The organism is Cohnella sp. AR92, assembly GCF_003990975.1.
GTDB lineage: Bacteria > Bacillota > Bacilli > Paenibacillales > Paenibacillaceae > Cohnella.
Map to the genome: position 1 here is coordinate 501,802 of NZ_RZJR01000001.1, position 25,000 is coordinate 526,801.

Consider the following 25,000-nt stretch of genomic DNA (forward strand, 5'->3'; position numbering starts at 1 on the left):
TGCTTACTGAGGTGATAAACAATGAGTGACCAAAACAAAAACACTCGTAAACTCGAAGAGGCCTCCAAGCCAAACGCGGGAGCGCCGCAACCACAGTCGTCGGGGCTTAAGAGATTGTTCAGCAAGCGTTGGGTTTTCCCAGCTGTCTACATGGCCGCCGCCGCAATCATCGTAACGATTCTCTGGCTGAACGGCGCCGGCGGAAAAGAAGATCCGCAAAAGCCGGTTTCGGGACAGCCGAGCATCGGAAGCGAAGAAGCGGGCGCAACGAACAGCCAGGAATCCGTGGAAGCTGCCGTGCCGGGAGAATCTCTCAAGCTGCCGTACCAGGATTCCAAGGACATGGTCGTCAAGCTGCCTTACTACAACGAGAACGGCTCCGCCGAGGAACGCCAAGCGGCCGTCGTCGAGTACGACAACCAGTTCACGGCACATAGCGGCCTGGACTATGCGCGCAAGGACGGCAAGACGTTCGAAGTTCTGGCAGCCCTGAGCGGCAAGGTCACGGTAGCCGAGAAGAGCCCGATCAACGGCTATGAAGTTCAGATCGAGCATGCAAGCGGTCTGAAGACCGTCTATCAAAGCCTGACCGACCTGAAGGTCCAAGTAGGCGACGAAGTGAAGCAAGGCGATGTGATCGCGATGGCCGACCGCAGCGAGATGGAGAAGGACGAAGGAATTCACCTTCACTTCGAAGCTCTTAGCAACGGCCAATCTATCGATCCGAATTCCCTGGTGAAGGCGCAATAAGAAGCGCTTGGAAAAGAAGCCTCCGGCAATGAGCCGGGGGCTTCTTTTCTTTGGTTCCGGAGTATACATTTTGTAATTCTATCAACCAAATAATGTCGGAATATGGTACGATAGGACCGTGTAAAAAGGACGATTGGCAGGCTGCTCGGCAGAGGGGAGACTCGCGCGATGAGAGAGATCCATATAGACGACTTGCGCCCGGGAGACGTCGTGAACAAGACGCTTCTGTCCAAGACCGGCATGGTCATGCTGGAAGAAGGAACGGTGCTGACGGACTATTATATTCACAGGCTTCGAACCCTGGGCTTCAAGAGAGTGGCAGTGAGAGACGCGGGAGATCGACTCGCGAGGGAGAATCTCTTGGCTGCCGGGCGAAGCAGGAAAGAGACGGAGGATTCCTCTTCGGAGACCCTGGCGCAAGCCATCGCGGAGATGAAGAGCAACGAAGAGGCTCTGCGCAAGACGGGGGAGAACATCCGCCGCTTCGTCGAGTCGGATCTGACGTTCTCCCGGATGTCGCTTCCGTTCCTGGAGACGGCGAGATTCCGCCGGGACTTCCGGGAACGCGTCCTCTCCGTGCTGAGCGAGAAGGCGCTCGCCGATGAACTGAGCGTCATCCTGCAGAGCGATCCCCAGCTGTTCCAGCATTCCCTGCAAGTCTCCCTTCTCTCGAATGTGCTGGGCGACGTGAACGGGTACGACAAGTCGAAGCTGGATGAACTGACGATCGGCTCCCTGCTGTTCGACGTCGGCATGACTCGGCTTCCCGCAGAGCTCATCAAAGCGAATCGCAAGCTGACCGAAGCGGAATTGGAGAAGGTTCGCGAGCACACCCGGCTGGGCTACAAGGTGCTGTCGGAGATCAAAGGAGTTCCGCAGCAAGCGGCGCGGGCGGCGCTGCTGCATCACGAGAAATTCGGCGGCCACGGTTATCCGTTGTCCTTTAAGGGCAAGGACATTCCGGAGCTGGCTCAGTTGATCGGACTCGCGGACATCTACGACGCCTTGCTCTCGAAGCGGCATTACCGCGATCCGTATCCGAGCAACGAGGCGATGGAATATTTGTTCGCGGCGAGCAATCACGACTTCGGAGCGAACATCGTTCAGATGTTCTTGAAGCATATCGTCATCTTCCCGGTCTCTTCGGTCGTCGAACTGAACAACGGCCAGATCGGCATCGTGGAACAGACGGGGAACCGGCTGGCGCATCGTCCCGTCCTTCGGATGATCCGCGAAGCGAACGGCGATCCGATCGCCCAGCCGTACACCGTCGACTTGAACCAGAATCACCAGCTGGCGATTCTTCGGCTGGTGCAGGGCATCTAGGCTGAACCGGCACAACTGCCGGGAGTATGATTCGCATTAGATCAGGACGTCAATCTTACTGAAAGGACAGGGGCAACCCTGTCCTTTTTGTTGTCCGCAAGCTTCGGCGTACCGGCGAATTGGGTCTTTAGGCACCTCCCGCTGGACGTTTGACCCACATTCCGGGCTTGTCAGCCCTCGGAACAAAGAATAAGTGACCGCGCCCCTCATATACTGTACCAATCTAATCGAGCAGGGAGGCGGGAGCGTGCACGATTACATCAAAGAACGCACCATCAAGATCGGCCGGTGCATCGTAGAGACGCGCAACACGGTACGGACGATCGCCAAGGAATTCGGCGTCTCCAAGAGCACGGTGCATAAAGACCTGACAGAGAGATTGCCGGAGATCAATCCGGACCTGGCGGATCAGGTCAAACACATTCTCGAGTACCATAAATCCATACGCCATCTGAGGGGAGGAGAGGCGACCAAGATCAAGTACAAGAAGACAACCGTCAAGAAACGCGAAGTATTGACGGCGGGGAAGGCTTAAGGACTAATATTCTCTTCGACAAAAAAAGGATTTTCTCTTCTTGCGGCGAATTTGGTACTATTACGATATTACAGCGCCGTGGAGGATTCTTAGAACATGTTCAGTAAAGACATCGGAATCGACCTGGGCACCGCCAACGTGTCCATTCATGTGAAAGGCAAGGGAGTCGTGCTCGACGAACCATCCGTCGTTGCGATTGAGAATGATACGCGCCGAGTATTGGCGGTTGGCGAAGACGCTCGCCGCATGGTGGGGCGTACCCCGGGCAACATCGTTGCGATCCGTCCGCTCAAAGACGGCGTGATCGCGGATTTCGAAGTTACGGACATGATGCTGAAGGCATTCATCGGGCGAGTCGGAGGACGGAACTGGTATAGCCGTCCGCGCATTCTGATCTGCGCGCCTACCAATATTACGTCTGTCGAGCAGAAAGCCATTCGCGAAGCCGCGGAGAGAAGCGGCGCCAAGGAAGTCTTCCTAGAAGAAGAGCCGAAGGCGGCCGCGATCGGAGCCGGGATGGATATCTTCCAGCCCAGCGGGAATATGGTTGTCGATATTGGCGGAGGTACGACGGATGTTGCCGTTCTGTCGATGGGCGACGTCGTAACCGCCTCTTCTCTTAAAGTCGCGGGGGACAAGTTCGACGCGGCGATAATGAAGTACATAAAGAATAAATATAAGCTTCTGATCGGCGAGAGAACGAGCGAGGACATCAAGATCAAGATCGGAACCGTCTACAGCGGGGGCAGACGAGAAGAGATGGATATTCGCGGCCGGGACATGGTGTCGGGCTTGCCGCTCACCGTAACGATCTATTCCGACGAGATTCGGGAAGCGCTATGGGAGCCGGTGTCCTCCATCGTGTCTTCGGCTAAATCCGTGCTGGAACGTACACCTCCGGAACTTTCTGCCGATATAATTGATAGAGGTGTCATTCTGACGGGAGGCGGGGCCCTATTGGACGGCTTGGACGCTCTGCTGGCGGACGAGCTCAAGGTGCCCGTGCTGATTGCGGAAGATCCGATGCATTGCGTGGTTAAAGGAACGGGAATCATGCTTGACCATCTGGACAAAATGACACGCAAAATGAGCTAGGAGGGATTATATGCTTAGGGGACTGTACACGGCCACATCGGGGATGATTGCGCAGCAACGCCGCCATGATACGGTGACGAACAACATCGCCAACCTCAACACCCCCGGCTACAAGGGGACAAGCTCCGTGAACCGCGCCTTTCCCGAGATGCTGATCGCGGCGATGGGGGGACAGGATTCCTCGGCAAGCGGCTCGATCGGCAAGCTCAATACGGGCGTGTTCGCCGAAGAGAATTTGATCGCCATGCTTCAGGGCGATATGATGGAAACGGATCGTTCTCAGGACATGGCCCTTATCTCCGACATTCTGGTCGACGGAGCCTCGTTCGACGCTTCCGGGAAGTACGTGGACGCTCAAGGCAACGTGACCTACCAGCCTCAAGCCTTCTTCACGGTTCAGACGGCCGACGGGCAGGTTCGCTATACCCGCGACGGCAGCTTCCAGACCAAGGAGGACGGCACGCTCGTCACCTCCGAGGGAATGGCCGTGCTCGGCACGAACGGCCAGCCGATCAACGTTCAAGGCAGCTGGGAGAACGTAACGGTGTCCTCGGACGGCACGCTGTACGACCGGACGACCAATCAGCCGCTTAACCAGCAGCTCATGTTGTCGAAGGTGAGCGACCCGAACCAGATGATTCAGGAAGGCAACGGGGTATTCCGATACGCCGGACAGCCTAACGGACTCCAGCAGGTGCAAGCGGGCGACCGGGTATCGATCCGCCAAGGCTTCCTCGAACGCTCCAATGTCGATTCGGCTCAATCGGCGGTCGATTTGATGGCGGCGCTCCGCGCCTATTCGGCGAACCAGCAGGTCGTGAAGTTCTATGACAGCAGCCTGAGCAAGGCGGTCAACGACGTCGGCAAGGTGTAACGGCGCGTTTCTATCTTAGCGAATAAGGAGAGCGATGCATGAACAACTCCATGATCAGCGCTGCGGCATCCATGGGCGCTATGCAACAGAAGCTCGACATTCTGGCCGATAATATCGCCAACATCAATACGGACGGGTACAAGCGCAAAAGCGCTGTTTTCCACGATATCCTGACCAGCATTCAGCCTCAAGAAGAGAGCTTCCGCCAGGATGGCCGTCGTTCTCCTCTCGGATACACGCTGGGTTGGGGAGCCCGAGTCGTCGGCCAGACACTGGATATGACGCAGGGACCTCTTAAGCAGACCGGCTTGGAGACGGACGTCGCGATCGAAGGCAACGCCTTGTTCGAGGTTCGCGCCGGAACGGCGATCGACAGCGAGCGGGCGTTTACCCGCCAAGGATCGTTCCAGCTGATGCCTCTGCAAGACGGCAGCCGCATCCTTCTCACCGACTCGGGCTATCCGGTCGTGGCGACGGACAACGGCACGGATTCCTTCGTTACGGTACCGAACGGTTATAAGCTTAACATTGCGGCAGACGGCGCCCTGACGGCGACGAATGCGGATAATACGGATACGCTTGAGCTCGGCTCCTTGAAGCTGGTTGAAGTAATGAATCCGGAGCTTCTGCAAGCGGTCGCGGACAACATGTACGGAGTGCCGGCTAACATAAACGTCAACGACGTCGTTCAAGCGGTTCAAGCGAATCCGGAGCAAGCGGGCGGAATTGCCGTGCGGCAAGGCTCGCTGGAGTCCTCCAACGTGAGCTTGGCCGATGAGATGGCGGATCTCGTGACCGTCCAGAGAGCGTATCAATTGAATGCGCGCGCCCTATCCTCAGCAGATCAGATGATGCAGATGGCGACTGAATTGCGCGGATGATGGGAGGGAATATCGTGACAGCGTCTAACCGTCCTGCTGTCAAGAAGAAGAGATCGGCCTTGCACCTCTTTGGACAGATCATTGGGACGAGCATTAAAGTGTTGATTATTCCCGTGCTCTGCGTGGTTGCGCTTGGCGTAGGCCTTGCGCTGGGCTATACGGTTCTTGGAGACCGGGAGCTGTCCGAAGCGTTCGACGTGAACACGTGGAAGCATATGTACGACCTTGTATTCGCAAATGGCAACTAAGACGGACTTACGGCGTTATTCAGAATTTATAGGTCTCGCGCTTATTCCTTTCTGAATAACCTCCGCAAAGCTGCTTCCGCGTCCTAAGGACGCAGTAGGCGTTTTTGCTTGTCTTGTTGTCGCAAAGCTTGGCACATCAACAGGCTCTCCGACATTCAGGGGAGCTTTCTTTTTGCCGTCGGGCTTGGCTCAAGGTATAATATGTGGAGTTATTGTAGAGGGGGAATTCGGGAAATGAACGTGCCTAATATGCTGACCATATCCCGGTTCGTGATGATCCCTTTGTTCTTGACGTTATATTTTAACGACCATGCCGTGATCGCCTTGTTGATTGTCCTTCTGGCAGGTCTGACCGACTTGCTGGATGGCTACATCGCTCGCCGAAGCGGACAGATCACCCAGACCGGAATCATGCTTGATCCGCTGGCGGACAAGCTTATGATGCTCTCCGTCGTCGTTGCGCTCGTGATCGGGGGAGAGATTCCTTGGTCCGCCGCCGCCACGATGGCTTTTCGGGAGGTAGGGATGATCGTCAGCGCGGCGATTTTTCATTTCCGCGGCAGGAGAACCGTCCCGGCGAACGTCTATGGCAAGCTGACGACCTTCGTATACTATCTGGCTATTGTCTTTCTCTTCCTTGAGGTTCCTGGGGGAGTGGAGATTATCTGGATTGCGATTGCGATGTCCTTCGTCACGTCGGGGGTCTATCTGATGAAATTCCGTCATCTGAATCGGGCAACTTAAGATTCGAGGGGATAGAGGATTCAGGTAAGAGCCCGCCGCCGGCAGAGGCCATGGCACCGCTCGGCGGCGAACCATCTTATCTTAACCTTAGCGACTGCAGTTTCGCCAAAGGGTTACTACTAGTATGGGCACGGATCGGCAGGCTTATGCGATGGAGCCGGCTGCGATCCTAATAGAGAGGAGCATATTCATGCTAAATATTGAGCAAATTATGGAAATTATCCCGCACCGTCCGCCGTTCCTGTTGGTTGACCGGATTCTTGAGCTGGAGCCGGGCAAGCGGGCAGTCGGCTTGAAGAACGTCACGATGAACGAGCCGCACTTCGTCGGCCACTTCCCGGGCTTCCCCGTCATGCCGGGAGTTCTGATTCTGGAGGCCTTGGCGCAGGTTGGCGCTACGGCTATCTTGGGCGTCGAGGAGAACAAGGGCAAGATCGGTCTCTTCGCGGGAGTGGATGAATTCCGCTGGCGCGGCCAGGTCGTCCCTGGCGACACGTTGACTCTCGAGGTGGAGATCGTCCGTCTCAAGGGACCGATCGGCAAGGGCCAGGCGACAGCGAAGGTCGGGGACCGCGTCGTTGCCGAAGGCCAGCTTATGTTCGCCCTGACGGACCCGACGAAGGGCTGATCGCCTAGCCTGGAATACGGCTGAGAGGGCTAGGAAGTTAAGCCGGAAGTACCTTCCTTACCGGAGAGAACTAAGAGAGACTACACTAGAGAGAAAAAATAGGATAAGTAGAGAGGATGAGTGCGAGTGGCGAACGAGACGGCTTCCTACAAAGTTTATCAAGCATGGTTGGACGATCCGAACATCGACCCGAAGACGAAGGAGGAGCTGCGAGGCATTGCCGAGCAGCCTAATGAGATCGAGGATCGTTTCTATCGCGAACTTGAATTCGGAACAGGCGGTCTCCGCGGCGTGATGGGCGCAGGGACGAATCGGATGAACCGGTATGTGATCGGCAAGGCGACGCAAGGCTTCGCCGCTTACCTGCTTCAAGGCTCATCCGCCCCTTCGGTCGTGATCGCGCACGATTCTCGGCGCAACTCGGACGTTTATGCTCTCGAATCGGCCTGCGTGCTCGCGGCTAACGGAATCAAGACCTACCTGTTCCGTTCGCTTCGCCCGACTCCGCAGCTGTCGTTCTCCGTTCGCGACTTGAAGGCGGCGGGCGGCATCGTCATCACCGCCAGCCATAATCCTCCGGAGTACAACGGCTACAAGGTCTATGGCTCCGATGGCGGCCAGCTCGTTCCGGACGACGCCGAGAAGGTGATCGCTTCGATCCGGGCGGTCGAGTCGTTCGATGAAGTGAAGCGTCTTACGCAAGAAGAAGCGGAGGCGAAGGGACTGCTCGTCTGGCTGGACGAGGCGGCGGACGAGAAGTTCGCGGATGCCGTCGTAGCCCAGACGGTGAACCCCGAAGCTCTTCGCGCCGGAGCGGGAGAAGCGATCAAGGTCGTCTATACGCCGCTGCACGGAACGGGCAACCTTCCGGTCAGACAGGTTCTGGAGAAGGCTGGCTTCACCCAGGTCCATATCGTTCCGGAGCAGGAGAAGCCGGACGGCATGTTCCCGACGGTGAAGTCTCCGAATCCGGAGGAGCACGAGGCTTTCACGCTGGCGATGTCGCTCGCGGACAAGATCTCGGCGGACATCATCGTCGGCACCGACCCGGACGCCGACCGGATGGGCGCCGTCGTGAAGAACGACAAGGGCGAATACGTCGTCCTGTCCGGCAACCAATCGGGAGCGATCATGGTGTACTATCTGCTCTCCAGCTTGAAGGCGAAAGGCAAGCTTCCGGCGAACGGAGCCGTCATCAAGACGATCGTGACCAGCGAGATGGGCGCGGATATCGCCCGCTCTTACGGCTGCGAGGTCATGAACACGCTGACGGGCTTCAAGTACATCGGCGAGAAGATGACCGAGTTCGAGAAGACGGGCAGCCATCGGTTCCTGTTCGGCTACGAAGAGAGCTACGGCTACCTGACCGGCACGTATGCCCGCGATAAGGACGCGATCGTCGCCGCACTCTTGATCTGCGAAGCGGCCGCCTACTTCAAGTCGCAGGGCAAGACGCTGTACGACGTTCTGCTGGAGCTCTACGCGCAATTCGGAACTTACCTGGAGAAGCTGGAGTCCCGTACTCTCAAGGGCAAGGACGGGGTCGAGAAGATCGCGGGCATCATGAACGATTGGCGCGGCAACCCGCCGGCCGAAGTGGCAGGCGTGAAAGTAACGAAGGTGCTGGATTATTCCGGCGGCCTGGACGGGTTCCCTCCGGAGAACGTGCTGAAGTTCCTGCTGGACGACGGATCCTGGTTCTGCCTGCGCCCATCCGGCACGGAGCCGAAGATCAAGGTTTACTTCGCGGTTCGCAAAGCAAGCCTGACGGAGGCGTCGGAAGGCATCTCCAACCTGGTGTCGGCCGTCATGGCTCGCGTCGACTCATTAAGCTAACATAGCAAGGAGCAAACCGTCATCCCCACAGGTTGGCGGTTTGCCGCGTTCGCATGCGCTCGAATCCTGTCTTGTTTTGACCTATTTTCGAATCTATACATGGCAGTTTCTGAGATGCGCACACTATTCGCAATGACTTATCGCTTGCATTGAATAAGAGGAGTGACTGACGTGCCCCAATGGATGGAGAAAAGCAATCGCCGGTTGGCGAAGGTGTTGTGGTGGGTGGTCCTGATCGGACTGCTAGGCTCCCTGCCGTTCGCTTATACGCGAATTCAGACGGAAGCCTCATCGAAGAAAGTGGAATTCGTGATGGACTACCGGGATATCGTTCAGATCTCCCAGACCCAGGCGAACCCTCAGGCGTTCGTTAACGAGCAGATTAAGGTGCTCAAGGATGCCGGAGTGAACGCGATGGCCGTCTACGAGAGCAGCCTGGAAGAGCTGAGCTGGGAGAAGGAAGTCACGGTCTACAATGCCCAGAACGCCGCTCTTCTCGAAGGCAAGCTTCCTGCGACGGGCGACAATCGCACGTACCTTCTGTTCAATAACCCCGATCACGTATCCGTTCTGCGTCCGATGATCGAGGAGGCGTTCAATCGGTACGGAGTGAAGATGGAGAGCTGGTCCGCCGGGGGCAGAGATGGTTTGCTGCTCGGTATTGGGCCGGACGATGCGGTCATGCGTCCTCTGCCTCCCAATCCGCTCGCGATGCAGAAGCTGAAGGACGAGGGCTTCCTCATCGTTCCGCGCCTGTCGGACCGGGTATCGCCTTACAACGATGAGTTGATCGCTGCCGAGATCGAGCAATTCAAGGCTCTCGGCGTCAAGACGATTATCTTCGACGGCGATTCCGTGACCGGTGTCACGGACCAAGCGGACGAGGGCAGCCTGGATAAGTTCGCCGCTCATCTTAAAGACGCGGGAATCGGGATCGGCGCCATCGAGAACCTGAAGATCCCGCAGAAGGGCCTGGGTACCCTGGCCAGTCTGCTTGATTATAACGTCATGCGCGTTCATTCGATCTCCGAGGGAGAGATGAACGTCGGCAAGCCGGAGACGCTGGCGGATCGCATTCTGCTGGCGGTCAAGGACCGCAACCTTCGATTAATCTTCCTTAATGCAAGCGCGTCGAAGGACGCATCCAAGGGCCAAGTAACGAATTCTATCGATACGGTCGTGAAGACGGTCGCCGGAGACGAAGAGGAAGGAACCAAGGGAGCGACCGAGCTTATTACGGACTTCGGGTTCGAGGTCGGACAAGCCCATTCGTTCACGATTCACCACCCGTCGCCGGAGAAGCTGTGGAAGGCGTTCGCCATCTTCGGCGCCGTCGCGCTGATCGCCGTGACCATCGGCTTGTATGTGCCGAGTCTGCTGACGCTCGTGACGGTGATCGGAGCGATCGGAGGCGCAGGGGTGTTCGTTCTGGACTCCTCCTTGCTCAATCAGGCGCTCGCTCTGTTCACGGCGATCGCAGCCCCGACGGCGTCGCTTGTGCTGCTGCTCCGGTGGCTGCGCTCCAAGCACGACCGCAAGGATGCTTTGCCGCGTACGGCATGGAGCCGCCTGGGCGCCGCTATCGTCTTGTTCATAAGAACGGCCGTCCTGTCGGTCGTGGCGGTTCCGTTCGTGATCGCGATTCTCAACAAAATTACGTATAACCTCGTGCTTGAGCAGTTCCGCGGGGTTAGCCTGCTTCACTTGGCGCCGATCGCGCTCGTCGCGCTCTACGCGGTGCTGTATGGCTATGGCGGAACGGTTATGAGCAATTTCAAAAATCTCATGAAGCAGCCGATTACGGTTCTCTGGGTCGTCCTGATCGCCATTGTAGGCGCGATGGGCATGTACTACCTGTCCCGTACGGGCAACAGCGGAGAAGCCTCGGGCTTGGAGCTCCAATTCCGCTCGTTCCTGGAGAGCACGTTCGGCGTTCGTCCGCGCACGAAGGAATTCCTGCTCGGCCACCCGCTGCTTATCCTGGGTCTCTTCCTGGCGCTGAAGTACCGTTGGGGCATCGTGTTCCTCGTCGCCGCAACGCTCGGCCAGCTGTCCATGGTGGACACCTTCGCACATCTTCACACGCCTATCTACCTGTCGGCTACGCGCGATCTGCTCGGCCTCGGAATCGGCCTGGTGCTCGGCCTTATCGCCATCGCCGTCTGGCAGCTGGCGGAGAAGATCTGGCGGAGCTATCGGGTTAAGGCTCGCAGTTTGTAAGAGCTGCGAAGGAGATAGAGGGCTTGTAAGGATGCCAATGCACGAAAGCCGCTAAGCTGCTTAAGCGTTGGCTCCGTAGGCCTCTTTTGCTACAGCATTCATTTAAGTTTGGTCAATTCTAAGCTTAGGATGAAGATAAGCGCGAAAATGCACTTCGTTGAGGCCGTCGAATGGCGGAAGGGTGGGATTAGGTGCAGATATGCACTTGATCAGGCCCATTATTTCTTCGAGAGACGAATTAGGTGCATTTTCGCTCTATGCTTGGATAGGCGGCACTTCGGTCCGCAATCCTGACAGGTTGGGAATGGCTCTGGCAGGTTCTTGCTGGGATTTCAGCTTATTTTAATGTAAGAACGGGCGGTGCGTGACATAATGAAGGCAAAGAAAGACGGCAGGTATAAACTCGTTCTGTCCGGCTACTACGGGTTCCGCAATAGCGGGGACGAGGCTGTGCTGCTGAGCATTCTCACCGCACTGGAGAAGGAAGCGACGCAGGCGGGAATCGAAGTGGAGCCGATCGTGCTGTCCGGGGATCCGGCATGGACCGAGAAGCAATACGGCGTTCGCGCGGTTCCCCGGATGAAGCTCGGAGAGCTTCGCAAGGCTCTGGGAGAGAGCGACGGATTGATCAGCGGAGGCGGAAGCTTGCTGCAGGATGCAACGGGATTGGGCTCGATTCCGTATTATCTTGGGGTCATGGAGCTCGCCCGAATGCGTGGCAAACCGACATTCGTGTATGCGCAAGGCATCGGCCCGGTGAACCGGGCGATGTTCCGCCCTTGGATCGCGCGCGCGTTCCGCAAGGCGGCGTACGTGAGCGTGCGCGACGGCGAATCGGCCGAGTTGCTGGCCGACTTCGGCGTCGCGAGGGACCGGATCGACGTCGTGCCCGATCCGGTCATGGGGCTGCCGCTGCCGCAGGCGGGCGCCGCCGGCGGCGGGAACGGCACGGATAAGCCGATCGTCGGCGTATCCGTGCGGTTCTGGCGCTCCGACCGCGCGGACCTGGACCGCGCGGCGGGAGCGCTGCAAGCGCTGGCCGAACGGCGAAGCGTTCGGCTGCGCTTCCTGCCGTTCCATCGCGGCTCGGACGAGGACGCCTCGCTGTACGTGATGGAACGGCTCGGGCGATTCGCGGCGGACGCGGAGATGACTCCGGCGCACGAAGCGCCGCAGGATATGCTTCGCGAGGTCGACCGCTGCTCGCTGCTGGTGGGCATGCGGCTGCATTCGCTGATCTATGCCGCCAACCGGGAGGTGCCGCTGCTCGGCCTCTCCTACGACCCGAAGATCGATCAGTTCCTCGGGAGGCTGGGAGCGCGGGCCATCGGAACGACCGAAGCGCTCGACGCGCAGCGGTTCGCGGACACGGCTTCGGCCATGCTCGACAATCCTCAGGCTTGGCGCGAGAGATCGCACTCCGCGATCTGGCGACTTCGGGAAGAATCCGTTCTCCCCGCCCGCAGCATTGTCAGCGCGCTGCTCAATCCAGATAGAAGGTGACGTTAAATGACAGGAAATAGCAACCTTAGGCCCTATCCTACCGTCTCATTATATGGAGTGCCCTTCTCCAAGATGAACATGGGCGATACCGTCAAGTACTTAACGAAGGCTGTCGAAGAGAAGAAGCCTCACCGGGTCATTACCGGCAACCCGATCATGCTGATGGCTGCCGCCGAGAGCGAAGAGTATCAGCGGATCATGGAGACGGCGGATCTCGTCGTTCCGGACGGCTCCGGCGTCGTCTGGGCGGCTCGGCACGTGAAGCAGCCGGTCGCGGAACGGGTCGCCGGCTTCGATCTCATGCACGAGCTTCTGCGAGAAGGGGACAAGCGCGGCTGGGGAGTCTACTTGCTCGGAACCTCGCAAGAGATTCTGGACGAGGCTCACGCCAAGCTGAAGCAGCAGTTCCCGGGAGTCCGTTTTGTCGGGAAGCGCAATGGGTACTTCAAAGACGAAGACGATGCCGAGGTGATCGCGGAGATTCAGGCGGCGAAGCCGGATTTGCTCTTCGTGGCCCGCTCGGTCGCGAACCAGGAGCCCTGGATCGCGAAGCACAAGGAGGCGCTCGGCGTTCCGGTCATGATGGGCGTAGGAGGAAGCTTCGACGTCATCTCCGGCAAGCTGAAGCGCGCACCGGCTATTTTCCGCAAGTTCGGGATGGAATGGCTGTATCGATTGCTGCAGGAGCCGAAACGTTACAAGAGAATGTTGGTATTGCCTCAATTCGCGATTAAGGTCGTCAGAGACGGAGAAAAGGTTCTGAAAACAAGATGAACTCTTGTGAAAAAATCATGAAAATGAACGATACGGGGAAATTCGCCGGAATTTGGCCGAAAAACTGCCTTGTTGAATTCAGTGGGGCCGGAGTATAATTCATTCCGGTGAACACACAAAGGGGAGTTATAGAGATGCCGACAGGCTGGTTGGTAGGAAGCGGAATTGCCGGATTTGCATTGGCGCTTGCACTAGCGCTTGCGCTTACGCCGTTCGTCAAGAAGTTTGCCGTTAAGGTAGGCGCCATGGACGTGCCGGATCATCGCAAAGTTCATACGAAGATCATGCCTCGTATGGGCGGGTTAGCTATCTACGCCGCATTCACGGTTACGATTCTGCTTCTGTTGCCTTGGCTGCCGGACAGCTTCTTGAGCGATCACGACGAGAAGCTGATCGCGGGAATGCTGGTAGGCGGTACGGTTATCGTGCTTCTCGGCGCGCTGGACGACAGGTTCCAGTTGAACGCGAAGCTGAAGTTTCTCGTTCAGATTGCCGCGGCTTGTATCGTAGTCTTCGGATTCGACATCAAGATTAACCTTGTTAATATACCGTTCGGCTCGGCCATGCAGCCGATGGGAGACTGGCTGAGCATCCCGCTGACGATCTTCTGGATCGTCGGGGTCACGAACGCGATTAATTTGATCGACGGGTTGGACGGGCTGGCTGCCGGCGTATCCGGCATCGCGATCGCGACGATTCTCGTGATGGCCGCGATCATGGGCCAAGCTTCCGTCATCCTGCTCTCGGCGGTTCTGCTCGGAGGCGTAGTCGGATTCCTCCACTACAACTTCCATCCGGCTCGGATATTCATGGGGGACTCCGGTTCTCTTTTCCTAGGATTCGCTCTCGCGAACCTGTCCATGCTCGGATTTAAGCAGATTACGATCGTATCCTTCGTGATTCCGATCCTGATCATCGGAGTGCCGCTCTCGGACACGTTCTTCGCCATCATCCGCCGGTTGGTCAATAAGAAGCCGATTTTCGCCCCGGACAAAGGGCACTTGCATCACCGTCTGCAGCAGCTTGGCTTCAGCCATCGCAAGACCGTCCTTATTATTTATGGAATCGCAGCCTTCTTCGGCGCATGCGCCGTCATCCTCTCCGTCGCGACGAGCGCGGGAATGGGCAACTGGGTCACGTTCATCGTCATCTGCGTGCTGATCTTCCTGCTGCAGATCGGAGCGGAGGTCATCGGAATCGTCGACAAGACGAAACGCCCGGTTATCAACTTCTTTAAGGGAATGTTCCTGAGGCAGCAGACGAACACTCGGTCTAAATAATCGTTTATCGAATGAGTACCCGGAGCCGGAAGCGGCTTCGGGTTTTTTGATGTTCCGCACTAAAGATTGGAAGCGCCAATGCCGATACATAGTTATATCTCGACATTTAATGTCCGTCAGCATTCGAGAAAAAGGAGAGATCGAATCATGCACCGCTTCAAAAGAACACTAGTCTGGCTGCTGGTAGCGGCATTGGTATTGACCGGGCTACCCGCTCAGCTCGCCAAGCAGGCTAGCGCGGCGTCGACGCCGACGGCGGCAACGTACTTCATTCCCGATCTGAAGGCTCTTAAGGATACGGCGCTTCTGGATCATACCGACGTAAACAACAACATCACGAGAACCAACGTTTATCAGACGTCCAACGGTAATCTGACCATAACGGGTACTTATGCTTATGTTTCTTCCAATTCCATGTCCGTCAAAGTCGAGCAGTTGAGTGCCGCTTCGGATGGAACCTGGCTGACCGATGCCACCCACGTGACCACCGGAACCGTGACGGCCGTGTCGGGATCGACGAACCGCTTCACGACCGGCAGTCTCCCTCTGTTCTCCGGCTTCAACAAGATCACGTTCACGGGGCTCCAGGGCAGCGTGTCTCGTTCGGATATTTTCTACGTGCTCTACGATAACGTTCCTTATATCAAGAGCCTGAAGGTAGTCGGCGGCTCCAGCGGCTCGGTGAACCTGAACGAAGGCACCCAGGTCGTCATGGACAGCGCCAACGTTACCCTTCAAGGTATCGTACAGAATGCGACGAAGGTGACCCTCAGCTTGAACGGCGGCACGGCCATGATGACGTCCCTGCTGGACGACGGTACTTTCTTCACGCCGGCGATTACGCTCTCTCCGGGGATTAATACCGTTAAGTTAGTCATCATTAATGGCACGGACTCGATCACGATCACGCGTACGATTTATTACTACGACAAGGATCGTCCGTTCACGAAGCTTGATTTTAATGACGGGTCTACGGATTACTCGTTATTGAACAACAATGTTCCTATTGTGACGAAGTCGACTATGGGAACTACCAACTTGAATGTAGAGCTCCTTGTCCCCTACGATTCGATTCCTTTCCTCGACAATGCTACTTATAGCTTGAATGGATCTGCGTACGATGTCGTTGATAATATTCCAGGGCAAACGACGGAGACGATTATTGCTGGCGCGGATGGGGTTACGGCTACTTACCGGCTTGTTTCGTTCCAAATCCCATATGCTGTAGATTCAGCAGTTATCGATCAACCTGCCAACGTTACAGTTAAGTACGGAAGCAGCTTCTCATTCACGGCCATTCAGACAGGGAAATTCCAATATCGTCCGAACGAGACGGTTATCAAGGAAATGTATTTCCTCTCCGGCCTCAAATCGACGGATACGACGATTGCGAATGCGAGCAAGGTTCCATTGAACGGTGCCGAGGTTCTCACGCCTGATTTCTATATTCTCGTGAAGACCGATAGCGCGCCTTCCAAGCCGCTGTTAGCGACTTACGTTCCGGGTGCAACAGCGGTAACGCTTACGGATGCCTCTTCACAATTCTCTGGACTCGCGACTGACGGAACGGAGCAAGTTTACTTGGTATCCGCCTTCGCCAGCGGACAGCAGACGGTCAAGTTCCAATACGAAAGCTCGACCGCCTATTACAATGCGAACATCTCCTATGCATCGCAGAGTTACATTTATATTAGCAATCTGTACGACGGACAGACCTATACGTTCGATTCGAGATCGGATCATACCCTAACGATCAACGGACAGTATATCGGCTTCGACTTCGGTTCGCCGATCGACACGACCGGTATTCAGATGTTCGTCAACGGAACGGTTTTGAAGGATACGAACCAAGCGGAGATCAAGCCGGTGATTACGGCAATTGCAGGTTCGCCGAAGAACTACTCCTTCACTGCGACTCTGGGCATTACTGCAGCAGGGCCGTTGATCTACGGTGAAAATCGAATTATGTTCACGGGGATCACCACGGACGCATCCGGCCATATTCAACAAATCTCCAAAGAGATCCGCATCAACATCATTGACCAGAACGTATCGAAGATCGATAAATTCTATCCGGTCATGATTACGACTCCGAGAGAGTCGATCACGGATACTGTTATTAACGCAAGCACCTATCCGGACGAGAAGTTGGCCAAGATCTTCACGGTATCTCCTGAATTCGTATTCGGGGACGACAAGTACACGACGAACGAAGAGAAGTACGACATCGTCGCAAGCGGAAGCGGGGCCAAGTATCTGAACCTGTATAATGGTTCGGATTTAATGGGGCATATCGACTTGTCGGATTCGAGCCGAACCCAGACAGCGGGGATCTTCAGCTATGGCGGCACTTCTTATACGTACCGTATTGCCGGCAACTCCGACAATTTCATTTTCCGCTTGGAAGACCTGAGCTTCGCCGAACCGGGAAGCATGGTGTTCAATCTCGAATTGATCAACGAGACGGGCGCTCGCTCCACTCAACGTCTTGAAGTCGTGCGCGAGGTCAAGGACTTCCTACTGCTGGCGCCTCAGCCGACGGTTGGAGACCAAATTATCGTCAACAAGAACTTCGTTCGCTTCGATATCGAAGCGGAAGGCGCGACAAGCGTCATCATCGACAAGTTTACGGCAACGAAGCGTTCCGATTACGACGACCGCTTCATCTATGACTACATCGGCTTGAAGGCTAACAAGAATAACGCGATCAAGATCCAGGTCGTTCGCAAAGGAACGACGACTACGCATACCGTAAACGTCTATTACAGCGACACGGTGCAGGTCGATTCGCAATACATGATGGCTATGTCCAACAAGATGAGCGTGTTCAACAAGTCGGTCGAGCTCGCGTTCCCTAAGAATACGGTTCTTCATACGCCGGTCTCCGCATCGGGAACGATCGATAAGATTTATCCGAATACGCAGCTGCTCTTCGGCATCGCCGACGAGAGAGGCATTGTCGAGAGACGCAACGATTACGGCAACACGATTGGCGATCAAGATAGCCGCTCCAACAAGGGACAATACTCCATCTATCTGCCGGAATACCTGATCTCGAAGTTCCAGAGCACGGCGAATACCGGCAACTTCATGCAGGTCTCCAATACCTACTGGATAAGCGGCGGTCTCGGAGAACTGGGCGACAAAGGAACGACCGGTTATCAACCGTCCATTAACGGCGTTGCGCCATACGCGATTAACCCGTACGCGACGGTAGCAAGCGATTCCACGCTCCGATTCACCGAGATCCCGACGAATCGTCGAATCTTGCCTTCGAACCGCGGCGAACTGACGCTGACGTTCGACACCAACATCGTTGACGACGCAGGCACGACGATCACCGTCTTCCACTACGGCGAATCCGGCAAGTGGGTGAACATCGGCGGCGAAGTGAACATGAAGAGCCACACGATTACGGTGCCGTTCGATGAATTCGGCTACTATAAAGTCATGAAGCTTCGCAGAGGCTTCTCCGATATCACGAACCATACTTGGGCGCGCAACATTCTGAATGCCTTGTTCTCCAAGGGGATCATGAACGCCACCCAACCGCCGACCGTGTTCGGCGCTGACGACCAAACGACGCGTGGCGAATTCGCGACATTGATCGTGAAGGGGCTTAACCTTCCGATCAACTCGGACAACACCCAGACGTTCTACGACGTTCTCCCTGGAGTCAGCACCGTAACGTGGAGCTATGACTACATCGAGACGGCAGCGCGAGCGGGCATCATCAACGGAATCACGGAAGGCGTCTTCAATCCGGAAGGCAAGATTACGAGAGAAGAAGCGGCCGTCATGATCGCCCGGGCTCTCAAGCTGAAGATGCCGACGAACGACAGTAAGCTGGAGGCGCAGCTCTCCAAGTTGTTCCTGGATTCCAGCAGCATTCAATACTATTCGAGACCGGCCATCAGCGTCGTGAGCAAGGCCAAGATCATGTCCGGCTCTCCGGTGACGGTCGGCGGAAAGACGCAGTACAACTTCAACCCGAAGAGCAAGATGACCCGGGCGGAAGCCGGCAAGATCGCCGTCGCGCTTCTTCTGAAGAGCACGAGCATTTTCCCGTCTAACCTGAGCTGATTGTTAATGTAGGAGTAGAGATGACGGTTTAGGGAACATTCCCCCTGAACCGTCATTTTCTTATGAGTTCGCGAATAACCTCATATGTCTGTATTTAGGCGATGTTGGCTGGACTGGAATATGTTTGGCAATGACGCTGGGAATTCCATCGGCTATACTGATGAAGTGCTAAACGAACCTACATAGAAAAAAGAATGGGTATCATCGGGACCAACGGAATATCGAAAAAAGTTGTGAGAATATCCGCGATAACCGCAACTTTTCCAAAGGACCTGCGTCTAAATACTTGCTGCGTAAACAGAGGGACTAGAGACTCAGACTCTAGTGCTGACGCCAAGAAATCTCTTTACGCTCGTTTGCCATCAATGTATAATAGGTTAAGTGGCATTAATTCCCTAGCTTATTTATGCGCGTTTACTAGTTTCTGCGACATGCTTCTACCAAAGAACATGACCGTAGACATCAATTATAGACAATGCTCAACTCCGGAAAGGGGGTGAAACGCCATGAGAGATTCGAGCTACAAATCTTCTAAAACAACACTACAGATTCCTTTTCAAGGAGGAGAAAAAAAGGTTATGAAGAAAAGTTTGTCTCTTCTTCTAGCGCTGGCTATGGTATTCGGCATGTTTGCCTCCATGGCTTCTGCTGCTACTGATTCCGACCTCACTACTGCTCAGAAGTATCAGCAGTTGGTCGACAAGGGTATTCTCAAGGGCACGACTGATGGCCTTCCTCACCTGGAAGACAACCTGAACCGTGCACAATTCGCTACGATCGCTGTTGCGGTCGCTGGTCTGGACGTTCCTGCTGCTACGACTTCCGCATTCTCCGACGTAACGGTTGGTCAATGGTGGACGAACGCTATCCAAGCTGCTTACGCTGCTGGATACGTTAACGGTACGGGCGCTGGCAAGTTCGAGCCTAAGGCTAACGTAACGGTTGAGTCCGTAATCAAGGTTGCTACGGCAATCGCTAAGCTGACTCCGGTTGAAGGCGCTACGGTTGAAGGATCTTCCGCATGGGCTGGTCCTTATATCCAAGCTGCTATCAACGCTGGTCTGCCGATTCCGTCGAACTACAAGGCTGCTGCTACTCGCGGCCAAACGGTCGACATCGCTTATGCAGTATTCGCTTCCCTGCAAGTTAAGCCTCTTACTGACGTGAAGGCTGTTGTCAATGCTGACGACACGATCACGGTAACGGGTAAGACGGTTGGCGCTGACGCAGTGAAGGTTGCTGTTGGCACGGCTGCTGCAGCTGCTGCTACGCTGAAGGAAGACGGCACGTTCTCCTTCACGACGACTAAGCAAGCTGTTGGTACTTACACGCTGACGGTTACGGCTTACAAGGGCGAAGCTTCCCTGGCTTCCGCTGAAGTATCCGCTACGATCGACGGTTTCAAGGTTGATTCCGTAAAGGTTCTGAACGGTAAGCAAATCGCTGTAACGTTCAACAAGGCTGTTAAGGAAGGCACTACTGAAGGTGCGTTCAAGTATGACGACTACAACTATGGTACGACTTCTTCGCCGGACTATGGTTACTACTTCACCCTCGCTGGTGCACAACCATCTTCCACTCAAGCTCCTGCTCTGAGCGACGACAAGAAGACGGTAACGTTGACTTTCGAACACTTCAAGGCCTTCAACAGTGGCGCTAAGGATCTGACTGATACTTACCAGAACTTCCTGATCGTTTCCGGTCTGAAGTCCGCATCTGGCCAAGACCTTGGAGAAGTTAAGCAAGCTATCTACCTGACGGACTCCACGGCTCCTTCCGTTAAGTCCATCTCTTACTCCGGCTTTGACGCTACGATCGAATTCAGCGAACCGCTGAGCGACATCGGCAGCGTATCCATTGACGGCGTTGAAATCAATGATACGGCTAGCGCTTCGAATCTGTATTATGCAACGACGCCTGATGCTGACGGTTCTGGCGACTTCACCAAGATTAAGATCAAGAACCTCAGCGTCGACACTGCTGCTGAGCTCGATATCGTTGGCGCAACTGACATTGCTGGCAACTACCTCGACTACAACGGAACTCTGAAGGTTCCTAGCGACGACGCTCTTCCGTCGGTTACTTCCCTGACGGTTAACGGCTCCAACGTAGTCGTTAAGTTCAGCGAAGCTCTTCTGAATGAGCAAGCTGTTCTGACAGTTGTTGATGGCGGCACGTATGACTCTTCCGTTGCTGCTCAAGGTTCTTACGACAGCGACACGAACACGGCTACGTTCAAGCTTAAGCCTGAACTTGGCGTAAGAACGTTCGCTTCCGTACAAGTTTACTTCGCAGCTGGTGACTTCACCGACCTGCAAAACAACGACAACAAGGCAACTGCTAAGCAAACGATCACGTTGAACGCTGACAAGACGAACCCTACGTTCAAGAGCGTAACGACTGACGGTGCACACATCCTTCTGAAGTACAGCGAAGCTGTTGAACTGGCTGCTGCCGATCTGGGCACGCTGTCCTTCAAGTACACGGATGACAATGGCGTTGTAACGAATGCCGACCTGGCTTACACGGCTGTTGAAGGTTATGACATCAATGACGACGGCGACAAGGACGACACTGACGAAGCTAACTACATCGACCTTACGGTAACTGGTCCGTCCTCGATCCTTAGCGGTTCTGTACTGGCTGCAGGCAAGTACTCGTTCACGATTGCTTCCGGCGCTGTTGTAGACTCTTGGACTAACCCAGCTGCTAAGACTTCTGTGAGCTTCACGGTTTCTGGCGCTTCTGCTAAGAACAATGTTGAACTGGTTAGCGTATTCCAAGTTAACAAGGACAATGCTACTTCTTATGCATCCTACGATGTTAACAACAACATCATCTACTTCGAGTTCGACCACAAGCTGAACAAGTCGCAACTGGTTGCTTCTAACTTCTTGCTGACTGGCGCAGCGCTTCCGGCTGGCACGAACTTCTACTTCATCGATACCGACCGCACGATCGTTGCTGCCGAAGTTCCAGCAGGTACGATTGCTTCTAACGGTAGCCGTAACTTCAGTGTTAAGAATATCGTAGCTGACAATGGCGATACTCTGAACACGAGCAAGGCAACTGCTAAGGGCGTTGCTCTGATCGAGAACAAGGCTCCGACGGTTGTATCCGCTACGTTTGCCGATGACCAAACTATCGTTGTAACGTTCAGCGAAGTTGTGAAATTGGCTGGTTCTTCCGATGATGCTCTGGGCGAACTGACGATCAACATCAACGGAACGGATTACACTTACGCATCGACTGCTACTGCATCTGCAGACGGTACGACTAAGACTGTAACGATCGATACGGACAAAGCTGACACCTTCAAGGCTGGTCAAACAGTCAAGATTACGGTTGGCGGAAGCTCGATCACGGATGCTAACGACAACGCTGTTGCTTCCGGTTCCGTTACGGTTAAGTAATCAAGCAATCATTCTCTAGAAATAATGAAGAGGGCGAACCTTCGGGTTCGTCCTCTTTGTCTTTAATCAAGATTTTATTAGAGAACGTTAATGTCATTGGTTGGCATTTCCGATATAAGTTCTATTATGGTAAGATGTTAATAATCTATTAGATTCGAACTACATAAGTATAGGAATAAAGGAGGAAGTGAGTTGAGAAGAGTAAGCAAGGGCTTCATTGCCTTCCTATTAATGGTTTCTTGTTTATTGGATGTCTCTAGCGCGTTTGCCGCAGACCCTACTCCTATTCGCAACTTGTCATTAAGCAATCGAACAAGCACAACGGTAGACTTGTCTTGGACGTCTGTAAGTGATGCTGCCGACTTGATAATTGAACAATCCGAGGACGGAGTTACTTGGACGGAGGCGGCGACGAAGGATGTCCTTGCCAATACAGCTGCTCGCGCGACTGTGACTGGATTAACTCCGATTAAGCAGTACTACTTCCATCTCGTTGTTACCGGTGGCACAAAAGAAGGTACTTCAAACGTCGTATCGGTAAAGACCTTAGCGGAAAAAATTACGAATCTAACTGCTTCGCCTCGTTCTTCCGATTCAATCCGATTGAACTGGGATGCAATTGCCGGAGCAGACTCTATTATTGTGAAATATTCGCCCGACAACATTTCTTGGAATACGGCCACAACGGATCCATTCGATCCTACGGATACGGAAGCCATAGTAACGGGACTGAAGACGGCTACCAAGTATTATTTGCGGCTTGAAGTGAGCGGCGGCATCTATGAAGGGCTGTCGGATGTCGTTAACGCAACGACTAGTACGATTCCGGTAAGCAATCTGAAGAGCACGGTGAAGAGCGACAGTCGAATCACCTTGACTTGGACGGCGCCAAAGAAAGCGACGGCCGTGCAGGTACAACGCTCGATGGACGGCACGACTTGGACATCGACCTCGGTGACGAAGACGCTTGAGACCACGACATTAACGGGTTTAACTCCGAACACGACCTACTACATCCGGCTGAATGTAACCGGCGGTGAGAATGCGGGGCCTTCCAATGTCATCACGGTGAAGACGGATCGACTGAAAGTGACGACCTTCCAAAGCTCGGCGAAGACATCGAACACGGCTACGTTCAAGTGGACGAAGGTATCCGGCAATCCGACCTCTATTCGCATCGAGCAATCGGTGGATGGAGGAGCAACCTGGACCCCTTCGACGACCGAGACGGCGCTGACGGTAAGTCTCGCAACGGCGAAGGTTACGGGTCTAGATCCGTTCACGAACTACCAATTCCGACTTTATGTCGTAGGCGGCTCCTATGAGGGCGAGTCGAATGAGATCGAGCTGAGAACGCTCGGCCTCGAGTTGAGCACGTTAGCCGTAACGGGCAAAACATCGGATTCGGTAACGTTGCAATGGGGTGCCGTAACGGGACCGACAACGGCGAAGATCAACGTGAATAAATCGCCTGACGGCATCTCCTGGACAAGCACGTCCGCCAAGGACCTTGCCATTACGGAGACGGGAGTGACGGTAACGGGTCTGAGTCCGGGCACGAAGTATTATTTCCGTCTGTATATCAGCGATGGCGTCTATGGGGGCGACTCGAAGTCGGTAACGGCAACGACGGATACGATCGCGGTAAGCAATCTGAAGAGCACGGTGAAGAGCGACAGTCGAATCACCCTGATCTGGACGGCGCCAAAGAAAGCGACGGCCGTGCAGGTACAACGCTCGAYGGACGGCACGACTTGGACATCGACATCGGTGACGAAGACGCTTGAGACCACGACATTAACGGGTTTAACTCCGAACACGACCTACTACATCCGGCTCAATGTAACCGGCGGTGAGAATGCGGGTCCTTCCAATGTCATCACGGTGAAGACGGATCGACTGAAAGTGACGACCTTCCAAAGCTCGGCGAAGACATCGAACACGGCTACGTTCAAGTGGACGAAGGTATCCGGCAATCCGACCTCTATTCGCATCGAGCAATCGGTGGACGGAGGAGCAACCTGGACCCCTTCGACGACCGAGACGGCGCTGACGGTAAGTCTCGCAACGGCGAAGGTTACGGGTCTGGATCCGTTCACGAACTACCAATTCCGACTTTATGTCGTAGGCGGCTCCTATGGGGGCGAGTCGAATGAGATCGAGTTGAGAACGCTCGGCCTCGAATTGAGTACGTTAGCCGTAACGGGCAAAACATCGGATTCGGTAACGTTGCAATGGGGTGCCGTAACGGGACCGACAACAGCGAAGATCAACGTGAATAAATCGCCTGACGGCATCTCCTGGACAAGCACGTCCGCCAAGGACCTTGCCATTACGGAGACGGGAGTGACGGTAACGGGTCTGAGCCCGGGCACGAAGTATTATTTCCGTCTGTATATCAGCGATGGCGTCTATGGAGGCGACTCGAAGTCGGTAACGGCAACGACGGATACGATTCCGGTAAGCAATCTGAAGAGCACGGTGAAGAGCGACAGTCGAATCACCTTGACTTGGACGGCGCCAAAGAAAGCGACGGCCGTGCAGGTACAACGCTCGATGGACGGCACGACTTGGACATCGACCTCGGTGACGAAGACGCTTGAGACCACGACATTAACGGGTTTAACTCCGAACACGACCTACTACATCCGGCTGAATGTAACCGGCGGTGAGAATGCGGGGCCTTCCAATGTCATCACGGTGAAGACGGATCGACTGAAAGTGACGACCTTCCAAAGCTCGGCGAAGACATCGAACACGGCTACGTTCAAGTGGACGAAGGTATCCGGCAATCCGACCTCTATTCGCAT

At 55.0% G+C, this 25,000-nt stretch carries 17 protein-coding genes; all 17 read left to right on the plus strand.

Going from position 1 to position 25,000, the window contains the following annotated elements:
* Window positions 1-21 precede the first annotated feature (21 nt).
* Window positions 22-750: a M23 family metallopeptidase gene (locus tag ELR57_RS02300; RefSeq protein ID WP_126956819.1), complete on the plus strand. Its 729-nt coding sequence runs from the start codon at window positions 22-24 to the stop codon at window positions 748-750.
* A gap of 168 nt (window positions 751-918) precedes the next feature.
* On the plus strand, window positions 919-2,076 hold the full coding sequence (locus ELR57_RS02305; RefSeq protein ID WP_126956821.1) for an HD-GYP domain-containing protein: 1,158 nt from the start codon (window positions 919-921) through the stop codon (window positions 2,074-2,076).
* 247 nt (window positions 2,077-2,323) lie between these two features.
* A complete protein-coding gene (spoIIID, locus tag ELR57_RS02310) occupies window positions 2,324-2,611 on the plus strand; it encodes a sporulation transcriptional regulator SpoIIID (RefSeq protein ID WP_027094289.1) in 288 nt (95 codons plus the stop codon).
* Window positions 2,612-2,707: 96 nt separating this feature from the next.
* The gene (gene mreB, locus ELR57_RS02315; RefSeq protein ID WP_126956823.1) at window positions 2,708-3,706 is read left to right on the plus strand and encodes a rod shape-determining protein MreB; all 999 of its coding nucleotides are present in this window, start codon (window positions 2,708-2,710) and stop codon (window positions 3,704-3,706) included.
* A gap of 10 nt (window positions 3,707-3,716) precedes the next feature.
* Window positions 3,717-4,580, plus strand: coding sequence for a flagellar hook-basal body protein (locus ELR57_RS02320; protein WP_126956825.1), 864 nt, complete (start codon window positions 3,717-3,719; stop codon window positions 4,578-4,580).
* 38 nt (window positions 4,581-4,618) lie between these two features.
* Window positions 4,619-5,461: a flagellar hook-basal body protein gene (locus ELR57_RS02325; RefSeq protein WP_126956827.1), complete on the plus strand. Its 843-nt coding sequence runs from the start codon at window positions 4,619-4,621 to the stop codon at window positions 5,459-5,461.
* Between the two features lie 14 nt (window positions 5,462-5,475).
* On the plus strand, window positions 5,476-5,709 hold the full coding sequence (locus ELR57_RS02330) for a DNA-directed RNA polymerase subunit beta (protein WP_238162376.1): 234 nt from the start codon (window positions 5,476-5,478) through the stop codon (window positions 5,707-5,709).
* A 234-nt stretch (window positions 5,710-5,943) separates the two neighbouring features.
* On the plus strand, window positions 5,944-6,453 hold the full coding sequence (locus ELR57_RS02335) for a CDP-alcohol phosphatidyltransferase family protein (RefSeq protein ID WP_126956829.1): 510 nt from the start codon (window positions 5,944-5,946) through the stop codon (window positions 6,451-6,453).
* A 190-nt stretch (window positions 6,454-6,643) separates the two neighbouring features.
* Window positions 6,644-7,081, plus strand: a complete 438-nt coding sequence (fabZ, locus tag ELR57_RS02340; RefSeq protein ID WP_126956831.1) for a 3-hydroxyacyl-ACP dehydratase FabZ — start codon at window positions 6,644-6,646, stop codon at window positions 7,079-7,081.
* 126 nt (window positions 7,082-7,207) lie between these two features.
* Window positions 7,208-8,917 (plus strand): phospho-sugar mutase, encoded by a 1,710-nt coding sequence (locus tag ELR57_RS02345; RefSeq protein WP_126956833.1) that lies wholly within the window; start codon window positions 7,208-7,210, stop codon window positions 8,915-8,917.
* 171 nt (window positions 8,918-9,088) lie between these two features.
* Window positions 9,089-11,137 (plus strand): DUF5693 family protein, encoded by a 2,049-nt coding sequence (locus ELR57_RS02350; RefSeq protein ID WP_126956835.1) that lies wholly within the window; start codon window positions 9,089-9,091, stop codon window positions 11,135-11,137.
* Window positions 11,138-11,509: 372 nt separating this feature from the next.
* Window positions 11,510-12,640 carry a polysaccharide pyruvyl transferase CsaB gene (csaB, locus tag ELR57_RS02355; protein ID WP_126956837.1) on the plus strand — a complete coding sequence of 377 codons (1,131 nt, stop codon included), beginning with the start codon at window positions 11,510-11,512 and terminating at the stop codon, window positions 12,638-12,640.
* Between the two features lie 6 nt (window positions 12,641-12,646).
* Entirely contained in the window at window positions 12,647-13,414 is a 768-nt protein-coding gene (locus ELR57_RS02360) for a WecB/TagA/CpsF family glycosyltransferase (protein WP_126956839.1), read from the plus strand.
* Between the two features lie 134 nt (window positions 13,415-13,548).
* Window positions 13,549-14,694: an MraY family glycosyltransferase gene (locus tag ELR57_RS02365; protein WP_370452175.1), complete on the plus strand. Its 1,146-nt coding sequence runs from the start codon at window positions 13,549-13,551 to the stop codon at window positions 14,692-14,694.
* Between the two features lie 147 nt (window positions 14,695-14,841).
* Window positions 14,842-18,777, plus strand: a complete 3,936-nt coding sequence (locus ELR57_RS02370; RefSeq protein WP_158629901.1) for an S-layer homology domain-containing protein — start codon at window positions 14,842-14,844, stop codon at window positions 18,775-18,777.
* Window positions 18,778-19,283: 506 nt separating this feature from the next.
* A complete protein-coding gene (locus ELR57_RS02375) occupies window positions 19,284-22,190 on the plus strand; it encodes an S-layer homology domain-containing protein (RefSeq protein ID WP_126956843.1) in 2,907 nt (968 codons plus the stop codon).
* 231 nt (window positions 22,191-22,421) lie between these two features.
* Window positions 22,422-25,000, plus strand: a 2,579-nt coding sequence (locus tag ELR57_RS02380; protein ID WP_370452179.1) for a fibronectin type III domain-containing protein, incomplete at its 3' end; no start/stop codon positions are given.

What these genes read in the sequence shown, in the direction of transcription:
- ELR57_RS02300 (WP_126956819.1), top strand. Translation starts at nt 22, where the DNA reads ATGAGTGACCAAAACAAAAACACTCGTAAACTCGAAGAGGCCTCCAAG.
- ELR57_RS02325 (WP_126956827.1), top strand. Translation starts at nt 4,619, where the DNA reads ATGAACAACTCCATGATCAGCGCTGCGGCATCCATGGGCGCTATGCAA.
- ELR57_RS02370 (WP_158629901.1), top strand. Translation starts at nt 14,842, where the DNA reads ATGCACCGCTTCAAAAGAACACTAGTCTGGCTGCTGGTAGCGGCATTG.
- ELR57_RS02360 (WP_126956839.1), top strand. Translation starts at nt 12,647, where the DNA reads ATGACAGGAAATAGCAACCTTAGGCCCTATCCTACCGTCTCATTATAT.
- ELR57_RS02365 (WP_370452175.1), top strand. Translation starts at nt 13,549, where the DNA reads ATGCCGACAGGCTGGTTGGTAGGAAGCGGAATTGCCGGATTTGCATTG.
- fabZ (WP_126956831.1), top strand. Translation starts at nt 6,644, where the DNA reads ATGCTAAATATTGAGCAAATTATGGAAATTATCCCGCACCGTCCGCCG.
- ELR57_RS02320 (WP_126956825.1), top strand. Translation starts at nt 3,717, where the DNA reads ATGCTTAGGGGACTGTACACGGCCACATCGGGGATGATTGCGCAGCAA.
- ELR57_RS02335 (WP_126956829.1), top strand. Translation starts at nt 5,944, where the DNA reads ATGAACGTGCCTAATATGCTGACCATATCCCGGTTCGTGATGATCCCT.
- ELR57_RS02305 (WP_126956821.1), top strand. Translation starts at nt 919, where the DNA reads ATGAGAGAGATCCATATAGACGACTTGCGCCCGGGAGACGTCGTGAAC.
- csaB (WP_126956837.1), top strand. Translation starts at nt 11,510, where the DNA reads ATGAAGGCAAAGAAAGACGGCAGGTATAAACTCGTTCTGTCCGGCTAC.
- ELR57_RS02375 (WP_126956843.1), top strand. Translation starts at nt 19,284, where the DNA reads ATGAGAGATTCGAGCTACAAATCTTCTAAAACAACACTACAGATTCCT.
- mreB (WP_126956823.1), top strand. Translation starts at nt 2,708, where the DNA reads ATGTTCAGTAAAGACATCGGAATCGACCTGGGCACCGCCAACGTGTCC.